8 protein-coding genes are annotated in these 14,282 nt (G+C 71.3%); 7 read left to right on the top strand and 1 reads right to left on the bottom strand.

Going from position 1 to position 14,282, the window contains the following annotated elements:
* Positions 1-33 precede the first annotated feature (33 nt).
* The 5 genes from VGC13_RS10455 (at position 34) to VGC13_RS10475 (ending at position 5,505) form a co-directional block, all read left to right on the top strand.
* A complete protein-coding gene (locus tag VGC13_RS10455; RefSeq protein WP_331125195.1) occupies positions 34-1,272 on the top strand; it encodes a hypothetical protein in 1,239 nt (412 codons plus the stop codon).
* 138 nt (positions 1,273-1,410) lie between these two features.
* On the top strand, positions 1,411-2,193 hold the full coding sequence (locus VGC13_RS10460) for a ferritin-like domain-containing protein (RefSeq protein WP_331125196.1): 783 nt from the start codon (positions 1,411-1,413) through the stop codon (positions 2,191-2,193).
* A 15-nt stretch (positions 2,194-2,208) separates the two neighbouring features.
* Positions 2,209-3,060 carry a ferritin-like domain-containing protein gene (locus tag VGC13_RS10465; RefSeq protein WP_331125197.1) on the top strand — a complete coding sequence of 284 codons (852 nt, stop codon included), beginning with the start codon at positions 2,209-2,211 and terminating at the stop codon, positions 3,058-3,060.
* A gap of 934 nt (positions 3,061-3,994) precedes the next feature.
* Positions 3,995-4,600, top strand: coding sequence for a sigma-70 family RNA polymerase sigma factor (locus tag VGC13_RS10470; protein WP_331125198.1), 606 nt, complete (start codon positions 3,995-3,997; stop codon positions 4,598-4,600).
* Positions 4,597-5,505, top strand: coding sequence for an anti-sigma factor (locus VGC13_RS10475; protein ID WP_331125199.1), 909 nt, complete (start codon positions 4,597-4,599; stop codon positions 5,503-5,505). The genes VGC13_RS10470 and VGC13_RS10475 overlap by 4 nt, the downstream gene beginning before the upstream one ends.
* A gap of 158 nt (positions 5,506-5,663) precedes the next feature.
* Here the strand turns inward: VGC13_RS10475 and treY are convergent, their stop codons facing one another.
* Positions 5,664-8,561: a malto-oligosyltrehalose synthase gene (gene treY / locus VGC13_RS10480; RefSeq protein WP_331125200.1), complete on the bottom strand. Its 2,898-nt coding sequence runs from the start codon at positions 8,559-8,561 to the stop codon at positions 5,664-5,666.
* A gap of 1,254 nt (positions 8,562-9,815) precedes the next feature.
* Between treY and glgX the strand changes: the two genes are divergently transcribed.
* A complete protein-coding gene (gene glgX, locus VGC13_RS10485; RefSeq protein ID WP_331125201.1) occupies positions 9,816-12,305 on the top strand; it encodes a glycogen debranching protein GlgX in 2,490 nt (829 codons plus the stop codon).
* On the top strand, positions 12,302-14,191 hold the full coding sequence (gene treZ, locus VGC13_RS10490) for a malto-oligosyltrehalose trehalohydrolase (protein WP_331125202.1): 1,890 nt from the start codon (positions 12,302-12,304) through the stop codon (positions 14,189-14,191). Before glgX ends, treZ begins: the two co-directional genes overlap by 4 nt.
* Positions 14,192-14,282 lie beyond the last annotated feature (91 nt).

Consider the following 14,282-nt stretch of genomic DNA (forward strand, 5'->3'; position numbering starts at 1 on the left):
CCACCCGGTTCTGAAAGAGAGAAGATGAGAGGGATGCTACCCCGCCTGGTCCCCGTCCTGGCGTGCAGTGCGGCGCTGGCGACGCAGGCCACGGCACAGGAGATGGACCGGCGGCTGAGCCGGTTCGACCTGGGCGTCTACGCCGGAGGAACGCTGACCAGCGACTGGTTCGAAAGCCGCACGGTCACGCTCAACGGCACGGACACGCCCACGGAGAACGACGACGACGAGGGCTTTTCGCCCGGCACCGGCGGCGCGTTCGGCGCGCTGGCCACCTTCTGGTTCACACCCGCACTGGGCCTGCGTGCACACGCCGCCTACCTGCCCATGCGGCTTCCCCACAACGGCGACGATGCGATCAAGGACTACGGCTACGTGGCCAACACCTACGTGGCCGACCTGAACCTGGCCTTTCGCCCCTTCGCCGGCGGCATGCGCTCGCCGCTGATGTCGTCGTTCTACCTGTTCGCCGGCGGCGGCGGGCTGATGGTGGACGTGGCGGGCGAGGACCGGGAGCTCTGCGAGGGCACGCTGGCCGCGCAGGGCGCCTGCCTGTCGCTGGAGCCGGACCACGCCACGGTGGGCCAGGGCACGGCCGGCATCGGCTTCGACCTGTTCCCCATCGGCGGGGCGCTGGCCTTCTTCGGCGAGGCGGCGGTGCACGTCTACGACTCGCCGGTGCACGTGGGCGACGCCTGGCTGGGGCCCATCCGCGCCCCCGAGGGCGCCACGGTGCGCATTGCCGACGACGCCACGGCGGTGACGGGCCGGCTGGTGCTGGGGCTCAAGGCGATGTTCGGCGACTGGATCCCGGCGCCCGCCGTGGTGCCGCCCCCGCCGCCGCTTCCGCCGGTGGCTCCGCCCCCGCCGCCTCCGCCGCCGCCCGCGCAGGCCAACCCCATGCGCGAGATCCGCGTGTGCGTGGTGGAGAACGGCGCGCTGCGCGAGGTGACGGCGATGTACAACACCCAGACCGGCGACACCACCTGGACCGGTGGGCAGATGCCGATGACGGGCTACGCCGCGGGCGCCACCTGGTTCATCAACAACGAGCCCATCACGGTGATGGGGCGGCGGTACGTGCGCTACGGCCTGCCGCGGGTGCTGGGCGTAAACGAGGTCAGGCGGATGGGCGACTTCCAGGGCATCCCGGTGTTCGCCGAGGCGGGGATGACGGGGACGCCCGAGGTGCTGTACGTGCCGGTGCGGCCGGGGTGCGAGTTCCAGCCGTACCAGCTTGAGGTGAAGGCGGGCGGGGTGCGCGGCGACTGAGCCGGAGCGGGGCGCCGGGGGGACGACCCCCGGCGCCCGGGCACCAGGGCCGGTCCGCAGCGGCGGCCGGCGCGAAGGGCGCGGTGGCGCGCGGGCGCGCACCGAAGATCATCGAAACTCATCACGGAGGACGAGTACATGTCTCAACAGAACGAGCCGGGCGGGGGAGAGCAGGGCACCCTGGAGCGGCTGCAGCAGCCGGCGGGGCGGCGCGACTTCCTCAAGTGGTCGGGCGCGGGTGTGCTGGGGGCGGTGGCGCTGGGCGCCTGCAGCGACGACACCGACGTGCGCAGCATCACCGAGGTGATCACCGAGACCGACACGGTCACGGTCACCCCGCCGCCGCCCACCTTTGCGGCGGTCACGCTGAACTTCGCGAACAACTTCGGCGTGCTGAACTACGCGTTCGCGCTGGAGCAGCTCGAGGCGGCCTTCTACACCATGGTGGTGGCCAACGCGTCGTTCAACACCACCTTCGCCGAGAACGAGCGCCGCATCCTCACGGACCTGCGCGACCACGAGATCGCGCACCGCGAGTTCTTCAGGACCGCCATCCCGGCGCTGGGCGGCACGCTGATCCCGAACCTTACGCCCAACTTCGACAGCATCAACTTCGCCAGCCGCGACAGCGTGCTGGTGACGGCGCGCGCCTTCGAGGACCTGGGCGTGGCGGCGTACAACGGCGCCGGCCCGCTGCTGAGCAACGACGCCACCGGGCAGACGCTGCTGACCGTGGCCGGCAAGATCGTCTCGGTCGAGGCGCGCCACGCGGCCGCCATCCGCGACCTGCTGGCCCCGCGCACAGGCGCGTTCGCCCCGCAGGCCTTCGACGATGCCTTCACGCCGCAGCAGGTGCTGGCCATCGCCGCGCCGTTCATCCGCAACGCGGTGACGGCAACCAACGTCCCCACCATCAGCTAAGGGAGCCGAGCGAACATGAGCAACGAATCGATTCTCGGCGGCCTGGACCCCGAGGTACTGGACGTAATGGCCTCGCGCCGCGACGCCCTGCGGGGCGCCGGACGCTGGGGGATGGGGCTGGCCATGGCCTCGGTGCCGCTGGCGCTGGCCAGCATGGCGAAGAGCGCCTTTGCCCAGGGCACGCCGCAGGCGGTGGTGGACGTGCTGAACTTTGCCCTCACGCTGGAAGAGCTCGAGGCCGAGTTCTACGTGATGGGGATGAACGCCGCCGGGCTGATCCCCGCGGCCGACCGGCAGATCTTCGGCACCATCCGCGACCACGAGGTGGCGCACGTCCAGTTCCTGCGCAACGCGCTGGGCGCGGCCGCGGTCGCCAAGCCGACGTTCGACTTCACCGCCGGGGGGATGTTCACGCCCTTCAGCAACTACGACCAGTTCAAGGCGCTGGCGCAGGCGTTCGAGGACACGGGTGTGCGGGCGTACAAGGGGCAGGCGCCCATCCTGCTGCAGTCCAAGGCCATCCTGCGCGCGGCGCTCACCATCCACTCGGTCGAGGCGCGCCACGCCAGTGAAGTGCGCCGCCTGCGCGGCAACTTTACCGACCAGGAGCCGCAGCAGGGGTGGATTACCCTGAACCTGCGCGGCACCGACATGCCGGCGGCCACGCAGCCCGTCTACGACGGCGAAGAGAATGTGACGCAGGCGGGGGTCAACATCAGCACCCTTCCGGGCGCCGGCACGGGAACCACCATCGGCGCCAACCAGGCGTCGGAGTCGTTCGACGAGCCGCTGACCAGGGCGCAGGTGCTGATGATCGTGGACCCGTTCATCGCGGGCGACGTGGACGGCGACGGAACCGAAGGCTGACCGGCAACGCGGCCGTTCCCTCCCAGCACGGAGGGGGCGGCCGTCCGGCGGGGCGGGCGCTCAGAACACCGACCCTTTCACCCCCGTCCGATTGAGTCCCGGGCGGGCACGGTTGAAGGCGTCAGCCCCCGCCGCCGGCCGGCTGGACGGCGGAACTCGAACGCGGAGTGGCGCGGAGAAGAAGGATCTCTCCGTACCCTCCGCGTTTCTGCGTCATCCCCGTGCTGAAGAAGACCGGCCTCACATGGAGTCAACGGAGTCAACGGAGTTTTCTCGTGCCGTTTCCTCCGCTCCACGCTCCGGGGCCCATGTGAGCGGAGGCATGGCGCGCCGGTCGACGAGGCACGAGCCGGCGTGGGTTTTCGGGAACGGGAAGGAGATGGAATGCGGCAGGGGGCCATGAGAATTTTTTTGGGAGGGAATGCGGATCGCGAGGGGATCTCCGCGGCGCACGGAAACGGGCCGTCCCGCCCCCTGATGCGCGATCTGGAGAGCCATCCGCCCGCTCCACGACCGAGGGGACATGCCGGCATGGGCGCTGTACCCGTCCGGCGACCTGGCCGCGGCGCGCCGGGGCGTCGCGGCGGGCGCTGAATCGACCTGGATGCGCCCGCCACCCGGAATGCCGGCGCGACCCCGGTCCGATCCTTTTTCGTCTGTGGGCGGGCACGGATGCAGGTCGCGGTTTTCCTTGCGCTTCAACCGCGGCGAGTAGCCGGAGGATCCGGAGGCGCCGGCTGCATCCGCCGGCGCGCACCCGGGACGTCGACCGGGCAAATCGTGTCACGCAGCGCAGCAGAGGAGCGCAGAAACAGCTCTGCGCCTCTGCGTTGCGTGGCACCGGTCTTTTGCGTCCGTCGCGCGCTTGCGCGGCGGGCGCGCGCGCGCAAAGTTGCTGGCAATGAATCCTTCCCTCCCCGCAGACGCGTATCCCTTGCAGGGGCACGCCGCCGGCGCGGCTCCCGCCGCGGACCCGGACGGCGCGCTGCTGCGCCGCATGGCGGCCGGCGACGAGTCGGCGCTGGGCGCCCTGTACGACCGCTGGTCCACGCTGGTCCACTCCGTGGCGGCCCGCATCACGGGCGACCCGGGCGACGCGGAGGAGCTGGTGGAAGAAACCTTTCTGCAGGCGTGGCGGCAGGCGGGGCGGTACGAGGGCACGCGGGGCGGGGTATCCACCTGGCTGGTGGTGATTGCCCGCAGCCGCGCCCTGGACCGGGTGCGGCTGGCCGGCCACCGTCGCGCCGCCGCCGCCGAGCCGCTGGAGTCCGCCGAGTCCGCGGGCGCCCTGCATCAATCCCACGACACGCCCCTGGACGCCGCCGAGATCGCCGAGACCCGGCAGATCGTGCACGCGGCCATGGAAAAGCTCCCCGCTGACCAGCGCGAGACGCTGGAGCTGGCGTACTTCAAGGGGATGAGCCAGTCCGAGATCGCGCAGGCCACCGGCCAGCCGCTGGGCACCATCAAGACGCGCTGCCGGCTGGGACTGATGAAGCTGCGGGAAGCCCTGTCCGTCCTGCGCGAGGACGGCGCATGACCACGGAACCCATGCACGAAGAGCTCTACGACGCACTGGCCGCCGAAGCGGTCGACGCGCTGGACGGCGAGGAGCGCGAGCGGTTGCTCGCGCACCTGGCCGGCTGCGCGCGGTGCAGCGCGGAGCTCCACAGCCTGCGCGAGTCCGCCGCGCTGCTGGCCTTTGCCGCCCCCGCGCGCCCCATGGAGCCGGCGCGCTCCGCCGGCGTCCGCGCGCGCCTGCTGGCGAAGGCGGCCGAGGACCGCGACTCGACGACGCAGATCGCCCCCGCGCCGCCCCTCCCGGCTTCCGACGGGGCGGACGTGACCCTTGTCGCCCCCGCGCCGCCGGTCGCGCCGGTGCGCCGGGAGACGGAAGTCATCCCCATCACCCGGCGCCGGTCTTCCGTGCTTCCCTGGCTGGCCGCGGCGGCGTCGCTGGTGCTGCTGCTGGGGGTGGGGATGTACGCCAGTTCCCTCCGCGGCCGGCTGGCGTCGGCGGAGGCGCGGTACGCGGCGGCGGAGCGGGAGCGGGGCGCGCTGGAGCAGCGGGTGCGCGAGCGCGAGGCCACGCTGGCGGCCGTCAGCGGTCCCACGGCGCGGGTGATCGAGATGGCGGCGTCGCGGCCGGCGGCGCCCAGCGGGCGGATGTTCTGGGACCCGTCCACCAACCGCTGGACCTTCTTTGCGCACAACCTGCCGGCCGTGCGCGAGGGGCGCGAGTACCAGCTGTGGCTGATCACCGCGGACCAGCAGAAGATCCCCGCGGGCACCTTCCGCCCCGACGCGGGCGGCAGCGCCATCGTCCAGGCCACCTACGCGCTCCCCGCCGACGCCCTCGCCGCCGTCGCCGTTACCGAGGAGCCCGCCGGCGGCCTTCCCCAGCCCACCGGCGAGATCCTGATCGTCGGCGCGGCCGCGGAGTAGCGTCACCCAGCATACCGATCCAGGAAAACAACACCTTCATGGGTACAGAGGAACAGAGTCAGACAGAGGAACGAGACGATATTTCTGCTCGCTTCCTCTGTCTGACTCTGTTCCTCTGTACGATTATTCTTCTTCAGGATCTGGTGTGAGACCTCTTCTCAGCCGATGCGCTCGAGGAGGGCGACGGGGAAGTCGGCGAAGACCTCGTCCGCGTCCAGGCCGTGCTTGCCGGCGCGCAGCTCCTCGCCGGTGAGGGCGTTGCGGTAGCGGCCGGCCAGCTCGTCGGGAAGGGGGATGCGGGTGCCCTTCCAGTCCGACGCCTCGGGGAGCGCGAAGCCGCGGTCGCGGGTGAGCGTGGCCACCAGGCGCGGCACCACGGCGATCACCGCGGCGCCCTCCGCCGTCCGCGCGAACGAGACCACGTGCTCCGCCCGGTCGCCCTCCGCCACCAGCGGCAGGTACGCGCCGCCGGTGAACACGTCGGGAAGCGCCAGGCGCAGCCGCAGCGCCGTCTGCACCACGTGCAGCTTGATGCGCCCGTCCTCCCACCCCTCCACCATCTCCCGCGCCAGCGCCCGCAGCCCCGCCTCGCCGCGGCGCGCCTCCAGCTCATCCATCAGCGTCCGCCGCAACGCGTAGTCCACGGGGCGGCGGTTGTCGGGATCCACCAGCGAGAAGTCCCACAGCTCCTGCCCCTGGTACACGTCCGGCACCCCGGGCGAGGCGATCTTCACCAGCGTCTGCGCCAGCGAGTTGACCATCCCCAGCCGCGCCACGGTCTGCTGGAACGGGAGGAAGTCGTCCAGGAACGCGGTGTTCCCGGCCGAGAGGATGCCGGCCACGAAGGCGCGCAGGCCGTCGTCGTAGGCGGTGTTGGGGTTCAGCCAGCTGGTGTGGCGCTTGGCCTCGCGCGTGGCCTTTTCCATGTACGCCTGCACACGCGAGGCGAAGTCTTCGCGCGCCTCGTCGTCCAGCGCGCCGAACGGCCACGCGCCCACCAGCGACTGGTACAGCAGGTACTCGTCGTTCTCGTCGGGCACGGGGCGCTCCCGGTCCTTCTGGATCCTGGCCGCGTTGAAGCCGTGCCACGCGTTCACGCGCTCCGACCACACCTCCGGGATCTCGGAAAGCACGTTGATGCGCGCGCGCACGTCCTCGCTGCGCTTGGTGTCGTGCGTGCTGCTGCTGGACATGGCGTGCGGCCAGCGCTCCGCACGCTCCAGGTTGAAGGCGTGGAACTCGTCGGGGGTGATGCCGAAGCGGTCCGGCTCGCCCCCCACCTCGTTGAGCGAGACCAGGCGGTTGAAGACGTAGAAGGTGGTGTCCTCGACCCCCTTGGCCATCACCGGCCCGGTGAGCTGCTGAAACTTCATCACGAAGCGCGCGTGCTGGCGGCGCGCCTTTTCATCCAGCGAGTCCGGCCACTCCAGCAGCAGGGTGTCGCGCACGAAGTCGAAGATGGCGCCGCTGGTCGTCCGGTTGCGCTCCTTGGCGTGCGCCACCGCCTGGTCCACCCACGCACGGTCGCGGTCCGTCACCACGCCGGGGACGGCTTCGATGTAGGTGCGGTAGACGGGAAAGCAGGCGATCACCTCGCGCAGGGCGTCGCGCAGGCTGCCCCAGGTGAAATCGCGCGAGCGGCGGTTGCGCTCGCTGATGCGGTCCAGCAGGGTGGTGAGCACCGTGAGCTCGCTGACCAGCGACGAGCGGAGGATGAGCCCCTTCTTCTGGTAGACCAGGTCCTCGAACGTGCCCTGGAAGCCGGTGAACGCGCGGTAGATGGCGTCGATCTTTTCCTCGTTGGCCGGCTGCACGAACAGGCCGTTCACCCGGTTCATGAACTCGTATCCCACCGTTCCCGCCACCGGCCACTCCGCCGGCAGCGGCTCGTCGCCGGTGAGGATCTTTTCCACCAGCACGTAGAAGTCCTCGGTGCGCTGCAGCCCCATCGTCATCCGCTGCAGCGTGACCAGGTAGTCGTGCGGGTCGAAGAGCCCGTCGGGGTGGTCGATGCGCAGGCCGGTCACCGTCCCCTCGCGCACCAGCCGCAGGATCAGCCGGTGGGTGGCCTCGAAGACCTTGGGGCGCTCCACGCGCACGCCGGCCAGGTCGTTGACGTCGAAGAAGCGCCGGTAGTTGATCTCTTCGGCCGCCACCCGCCAGTACGCCAGCCGGTACGCCTGGTCGTGCAGCAGCGCGTCCAGCAGGTCGAACGAGTGCGGCTCGCCGGGGGTGCCGTTGTACTCGGCCACGGCGGCGTCGAGCGCCTGGCGCACGGGCTCGGCGCGGTTCACCAGGTCGCGCAGCCGCCGCCGGGTGACGATGCGCTCGCGCGACCGCTCGGCGATGCTCCGGGGGTCGCGCGCCCTGCGCGGCGGCAGGTGGTGCAGGGCGGTCATGATGGACTCCAGCTCCATCCGGTCCGGATCGTTGGGCTTGCCGCCCAGCGTTTCCAGCGCCAGCCGCAGCACGGCCGCGGTGCTCCCCGGCGCCACGGGGAACACGTTCTCGTAGTACTCCACCCGGAACTGGCCCGACTCGTACACCAGGTTCAGCTCGCCGGCCTCGAGCACGCGGCCGTACTGGTCGCCCAGCACGGGAAGGAGCACCTTGCCGCACAGCTCGGGGTTGCGCGGGTTCCAGTCGATGTCGAAGTGGCTGGCGTAGGGCGACGAGGGGCCGTTCTCCAGCACGCTCATCCACCACCGGTTGCGCTTGCCGCGCGCCCCCATGGCGATGCCCATGTGGTTGGGAACGATATCCAGCACGTGGCCCAGTCCGTGCTCACGCAGCGCCGCCGACATGCGCCCGTGCTCCTGCTCGGTGCCGATCTCGCGGTTGAGCTGGTCGTGGTCCACGATGTCGTAGCCGTGGACGCTGCCGGGGCGCGCCTGCAGGTACGGCGACGCGTACAGGTCGCTCACCCCCAGCTCCGCCAGGTACGGCACGATGTCCGTGGCGTCGCGAAAGGTGAAGCCGGCGTTGAACTGAATGCGGTACGTGGCCGTGGGAATGCGGCGCCGGGGCGCCGCGCCCGTGGGGTCCTTAGCGTTCACGTTGGGTTTTTGCCGTCGGGACTGTGGTGCGCGCGGCGGACCTCGCCGCGGGTCGGGCGGGGGCCGGAGCAAGAAGCGGGCACGACAGGGAATAGGGAACAGGACTACAGGGAATAGGGAACAGGGAATAGGGAATAGCGGGACAGGGACCCGTCTGGACGGTTCCGCGGCGGGAGCGGCTGAAGCCGCCGCGACGACCGCGGAAAGCCCCGCAAACCGTGCGGGGCTTCAACCGCGAACGCCGCGGGGACGCGCCGCACGCGCCGACGCCGCAACACCCGTCCGCGCAGGCGGACATCGCGTTTTCCCAGCCGCGAATTCATTCGCCTGGATGGCGGACGCGCCGTGGCCCGGGACCCGTCTGGATCCTCCCGCGCGGGAGCGGCTGAAGCCGCCGCGACGACCGCGGAAAGCCCCGCAAACCGCGCGGGCTTCAACCGCAAACGCCGCGGCGACGCGCCGCACGCGCGACGCCACGGCACCCGTCCGCGCAGGCGGACATCGCGTTTTCCCAGCCGCGAATTCATTCGCCTTGGGATGGCGGACGCGCCCCGCGGCCCGGGACCCGCTTGGATGGTGCCGCGGCGGGAGCGGCTGAAGCCGCCGCGACGACCGCGGAAAGCCCCGCAAACTGCGCGGGGCTTCAACTGCGAACCTCGCGGTGACGCTCCGCACGCGCCGACGCCGCGCACCCGTCCGCGCAGGCGGACCTCGGGTTTCCCAGCCGCGAATTCATTCGCCTTGGGATGGCGGACGCGCCCCGCGGCCCGGGACCCGCCTGGATGGTGCCGCGGCGGGAGCGGCTGAAGCCACCGCAACAAACGCGGAAAGCCCCGCAAACTGCGCGGGGCTTCAACCGCGAACCTCGCGGGGACGCGCCGTACGCGCCGATGTCGCGGCACCCGTTTGCGCAGGCGGCGTCGCGTTTTCCCGGCCGCGAAGTACGCCATCGCGGATCTGGTGCGGTGACCGCCGGGTTGCGGACGCGCAGGTGCTTCGGACGCGGTGTAGAGCCGGGCCGCCGAGTCCGCGCAGGCGGACTTTGCGATTTTCCAGCGGCGAATTCATTCGCTCCGGCGGGCGGGCGGGCGGACGGCACGGCAGGCGGAGGAGGAGCGCAGCGAGCATCATTCGCCCGGCGTGCGGGCACGTCCGCACCGGGTGGGGCTGGCCCCGGCCGCACGGACCATCGACATTGATTCGCCACCCGCGTGGGGCGAATCGACCGACCGCATGGATCAGAGACGGAGCAGGATGCACGAGCAGCCGAACGATCACAACCAGGCGGGCGAGCCGGGCCCGGCTGACGAGCAGCACCACGCGGATCATCATCAAACCCCCTTCGACGGTGACGCAGGCGCGGGCGCCGTCGCGCTCGCGGAAGAGGACGCGGATCCGGACGCGGAAGCGGAAGCGGAAGCGCCGGAGGCGGGGGAGGGCGAACGCGCCTCCGCCGCGGCCGAGGCGCCGGACGGGGGCGAGCGGCGGCCGCCGCTGCCGTTTGGATGGGTGAGCCGCGGGCAGGCCGGCCGCGCGCCCGCGTCCGAGCACCACGTTCCCGGCTTTCTGGAGACGGCCACCACCGCGTGGCCCGGCAGGCCGTACCCGCTGGGCGCCACCTTCGACGGCAAGGGCACCAACTTCGCCATCTACTCCGAGGCGGCGTGGGAGGTGGAGCTGTGCATCTTCGAGCGGCCCGGCGACGCGGACCCCGCCCGCACCTACCGCCTGCGCGAGCGCACCGCGTACGTGTGGCACGGCTACGTGGAGGGGCTGGGGCCCGGCACCTTCTACGGCTACCGCATCAACGGCCCGTACGAGCCCGCCCGCGGGCTGCGCTGCAACCCCTTCAAGCTGCTCATCGACCCCTACGCCCGCGCCCTGGCCGGGCGCGTCCGGTGGGAGGCGCACCCGTTCGCGTACCCGTTCGAGCAGCCCGGCGAGGACTGGGTGCTCGACGACACCGACGACGCCTGGGGGGTGCCCAAGGGCGTGGTGGTGGCCGAGGACGGCTTCGACTGGCGGGGCGACCAGCCGCCCGACATCCCCTGGCATGAGACGGTGATCTACGAGGCGCACGTCAAGGGGCTGACGATGCTGCACCCCGACATCCCCGACGACATCCGCGGCACCTACAGCGCCGTCTGCCACCCGGCCATCATCGAGCACCTGAAGTCGCTGGGCGTCACCGCCATCGAGCTGCTTCCCGTGCACGAGATCGTGGACGACTACTTCCTGGTGCAGAAGGGGCTGCGCAACTACTGGGGATACAACACCATCGGCTACTTTGCGCCGGCGGGCCGCTACGCCAGCGTGCGCGACTACGGGGCCCAGGTGCGCGAGTTCAAGGAGATGGTGCGCACGCTGCACGCGGCGGGGATCGAGGTCATCCTGGACGTGGTGTACAACCACACGGCCGAGGGCAACCACATGGGGCCCACGCTGTCGTTCAAGGGCATCGACAACTGCACGTACTACCGCACCGTGCGCGGCGACCCGCGGTTCTACATGGACTACACGGGCACCGGCAACTCGCTGAACATGGTGCACCCCCAGGCGCTGCAGCTGGTGATGGACAGCCTGCGCTACTGGGTGCAGGAGATGCACGTGGACGGCTTTCGCTTCGACCTGGCCTCCACCCTGGCCCGCGAGCTCCACGAGGTCGACAAGCTCTCCGCCTTCTTCGACGTCATTCACCAGGACCCCGTCGTCAGCAAGGTAAAGCTGATCGCCGAGCCGTGGGACGTGGGCGAGGGCGGCTACCAGGTGGGCAACTTTCCCGTGCTGTGGGCCGAGTGGAACGGCCGCTACCGCGACACGGTGCGCGCGTACTGGCGGGGCGACGCGGGGACGCTGGGCGAGCTGGGCTACCGGTTGACGGGGAGCAGCGACCTGTACGAGAACGACGGGCGCAAGCCGCACGCGAGCCTGAACTTCGTGGTGGCGCACGACGGGTTCACGCTCAACGACCTGGTGTGCTACAACCACAAGCACAACGAGGCCAACGGCGAGAACAACCGGGACGGCGAAAACCACAACCACTCGTACAACTTCGGGGTCGAGGGGCCCACCGACCGTCCCGACATCCTGCGCGCCCGCGAGCGCCAGAAGCGCAACCTGATGGCCACCCTGCTGCTGTCGCAGGGCGTGCCCATGATTTGCCACGGCGACGAGATGGGGCGCACGCAGCACGGCAACAACAACGCGTACGCGCAGGACAACGAGCTCAGCTGGGTGCACTGGGACCTGGGCGAGCCCGACCGCGAGATGCTGGAGTTCACCCGGCGGGTGGCCCGGCTGCGGCGCGAGCACCCCACCTTCCGGCGCCGCAGGTTCTTTCGGGGCCGCGAGATCCGCGGCAGCGACGTGCGCGACCTGGTGTGGCTGAGCCCGGACGGCACCGAGATGACGGACCGGGAGTGGAACGGCGGCTACGTGCGCTGCTTTGGCATGGCGATGGGGGGCGAGGCGATGGAAGAGTGGAACGAGCAGGGCGAGCAGATCCGCGACGCCAACTTTCTCCTGCTGTTCAACGCGGACGGCGGGGCCATGGACTTTACCCTGCCGGACTTCGGCCGGTCGTTCGGGTGGTGCGTCATGCTGGACACCGCGCTCCCGGAGCTGCCCGAAAGGAGCCTGTGCTTTCCCGACGGGCAGACGGTCACCCTGGAGGGGCGGTCGATGATGGTGCTGATCGAGGATCGCGAGGGCGTGGCCACGAACCGGGAAGGGGTGGGGGAGTGAGCGGGACGAATGGATGGCGCCTTGCCTTTGGCGCCAACGTGGTGGAGGGCGGCACGGAGTTCCGCGTGTGGGCGCCGGCCAGCCGGTCGGTGGACGTGGTGCTCTACGGCCCGGACGCCGAGGCGGTGCACCCGCTGGGGCGCGAGGAAGACGGGTGGTTCGCGGCCGTGGTCCCGGGGGCCGGCGCGGGGACGCGCTACCGGTACCGGCTGGATGGCGCGGACGCCTATCCCGATCCCGCCTCGCGGTCGCAGCCGGACGGCGTGCACGACCCGTCCGAGGTGGTGGACCCCTCCCCCTTCCGCTGGACGGACGAGGGATGGGGCGGCGTGCCGGCCGACGAGCTGGTGATCTACGAAGTGCACGTGGGGACGGCCACCGGGGCGGGGACCTTCGACGCGCTGGTCGAGCGGCTGGACGAGATCGCCGCGCTGGGCGCCACGGCGGTGGAGCCCATGCCGATCGCGGAGTTCCCGGGGCACCGCAACTGGGGATACGACGGCGTCTTCCTGTACGCGCCGGAGTCGTCGTACGGGGGCGCGGACGGGTTCCGCCGCTTCGTGGACGCGGCGCACGCGCGCGGGCTGGCGGTGATCCTGGACGTGGTCTACAACCACCTGGGGCCCGAGGGCAACTACCTGCACGCGGTGACGGGCGGCCAGTACTTCACCGACCGGCACCACACGCCGTGGGGGGACGCCATCGACTACGCGCGGCGGCCGGTGCGCGAGTTCGCCATCCAGAACGCGCTGCACTGGGCGCACGAGTACCACGTGGACGGCCTGCGGATGGACGCCACCCACGCCATCCTGGACGATTCCGATCCGCACCTCCTCCAGGAGCTTTCGGCACGCGTCCGCGAATCGCTGCCGGAGGGCCGCCACTTCGTGCTGATCGCGGAGGACGAGCGCAACGAGCGGCGGGTGCTGCTGCCGCAACCGGAGGGGATCGGGCTGGACGGGGTGTGGGCCGACGACATCCACCACCAGCTGCGGCGCCACACGGCGGGCGACCACGAGGCGTACTTCAGCGACTACACGGGGTCCGTCGAAGACATCGTCCGGACGCTGCGGCAGGGGTGGTTCTACGAGGGGCAGGAGTCACAGAACCACGGCGCGCCGCGTGGCACCCCGGCGGACGGGCTGCCGCCGCGTGCGTTCGTGCACTGCATCCAGAACCACGACCAGGTGGGGAACCGCGCCTTCGGCGACCGGCTGACGGAGTCGGTGTCGCTCCCGGTCTACCGCGCGGCGAGCGCGCTGCTGCTGCTGTCGCCGTACACGCCGCTGCTGTGGATGGGGCAGGAGTGGGCGGCCACCACGCCGTTCCAGTACTTCACCGACCACCCGGAAGAGCTGGGGAAGCTGGTGACGGAGGGGCGGCGCAAGGAGTTCGGCAAGTTCAGCGCGTTTGGCGACCCGGCCGTGCGCGAGCGCATCCCCGATCCGCAGGCGCCGTCCACGTTCGAGAGCTCGCGGCTGCGCTGGGACGAGGCGGAGCGGCCGCCGCACGCCGGCGTTCGCACGCTGTACCGCGAGCTGCTGGCCCTGCGCCGCACGCACCCCGCGCTGGTCCGCCGCGACCGCGAGCGGTTCGCCGTGGCGGCGCTGGGCGAGCACGCCCTGGCCCTGCGCCGCACCGGCGAGGACGGCCGCGCGCTGCTCCTGGTCGTCTCGTTCCAGGGCCCGCTTTCGGTGGACCTGGACGCGGTGGAGGAGACGCGCGCGTCGGGGGCGCCGTGGGACCTTCTGCTTTCCACGGAGGAAGCGCGCTTCGGCGGGGACGCCGAGGGCGAGATCGTGCGCCTGTCGCCGCAGGGGCGGCTGGAGATGGGCGGCGCCGGCGCGGTGGTGCTGGAGGGCGCGTCGGACGCGTTGAGCGTGTAGGAGGGGCGCGGATCGGGTTGGATATCGGCGCCGCGGCCACCCCGATCCCGCGGCGGTTCGGGCCCGGTGTTGCTCGTCTTGCCACCCGGGT

This window comes from Longimicrobium sp. (genome assembly GCF_036399255.1).
Lineage (GTDB): Bacteria > Gemmatimonadota > Gemmatimonadetes > Longimicrobiales > Longimicrobiaceae > Longimicrobium.

Bases quoted from the DNA above. Each gene is read 5' to 3' on its own strand.
- VGC13_RS10455 (WP_331125195.1), top strand. From the start codon at position 34: ATGCTACCCCGCCTGGTCCCCGTCCTGGCGTGCAGTGCGGCGCTGGCG.
- VGC13_RS10465 (WP_331125197.1), top strand. From the start codon at position 2,209: ATGAGCAACGAATCGATTCTCGGCGGCCTGGACCCCGAGGTACTGGAC.
- VGC13_RS10460 (WP_331125196.1), top strand. From the start codon at position 1,411: ATGTCTCAACAGAACGAGCCGGGCGGGGGAGAGCAGGGCACCCTGGAG.
- glgX (WP_331125201.1), top strand. From the start codon at position 9,816: ATGCACGAGCAGCCGAACGATCACAACCAGGCGGGCGAGCCGGGCCCG.
- VGC13_RS10475 (WP_331125199.1), top strand. From the start codon at position 4,597: ATGACCACGGAACCCATGCACGAAGAGCTCTACGACGCACTGGCCGCC.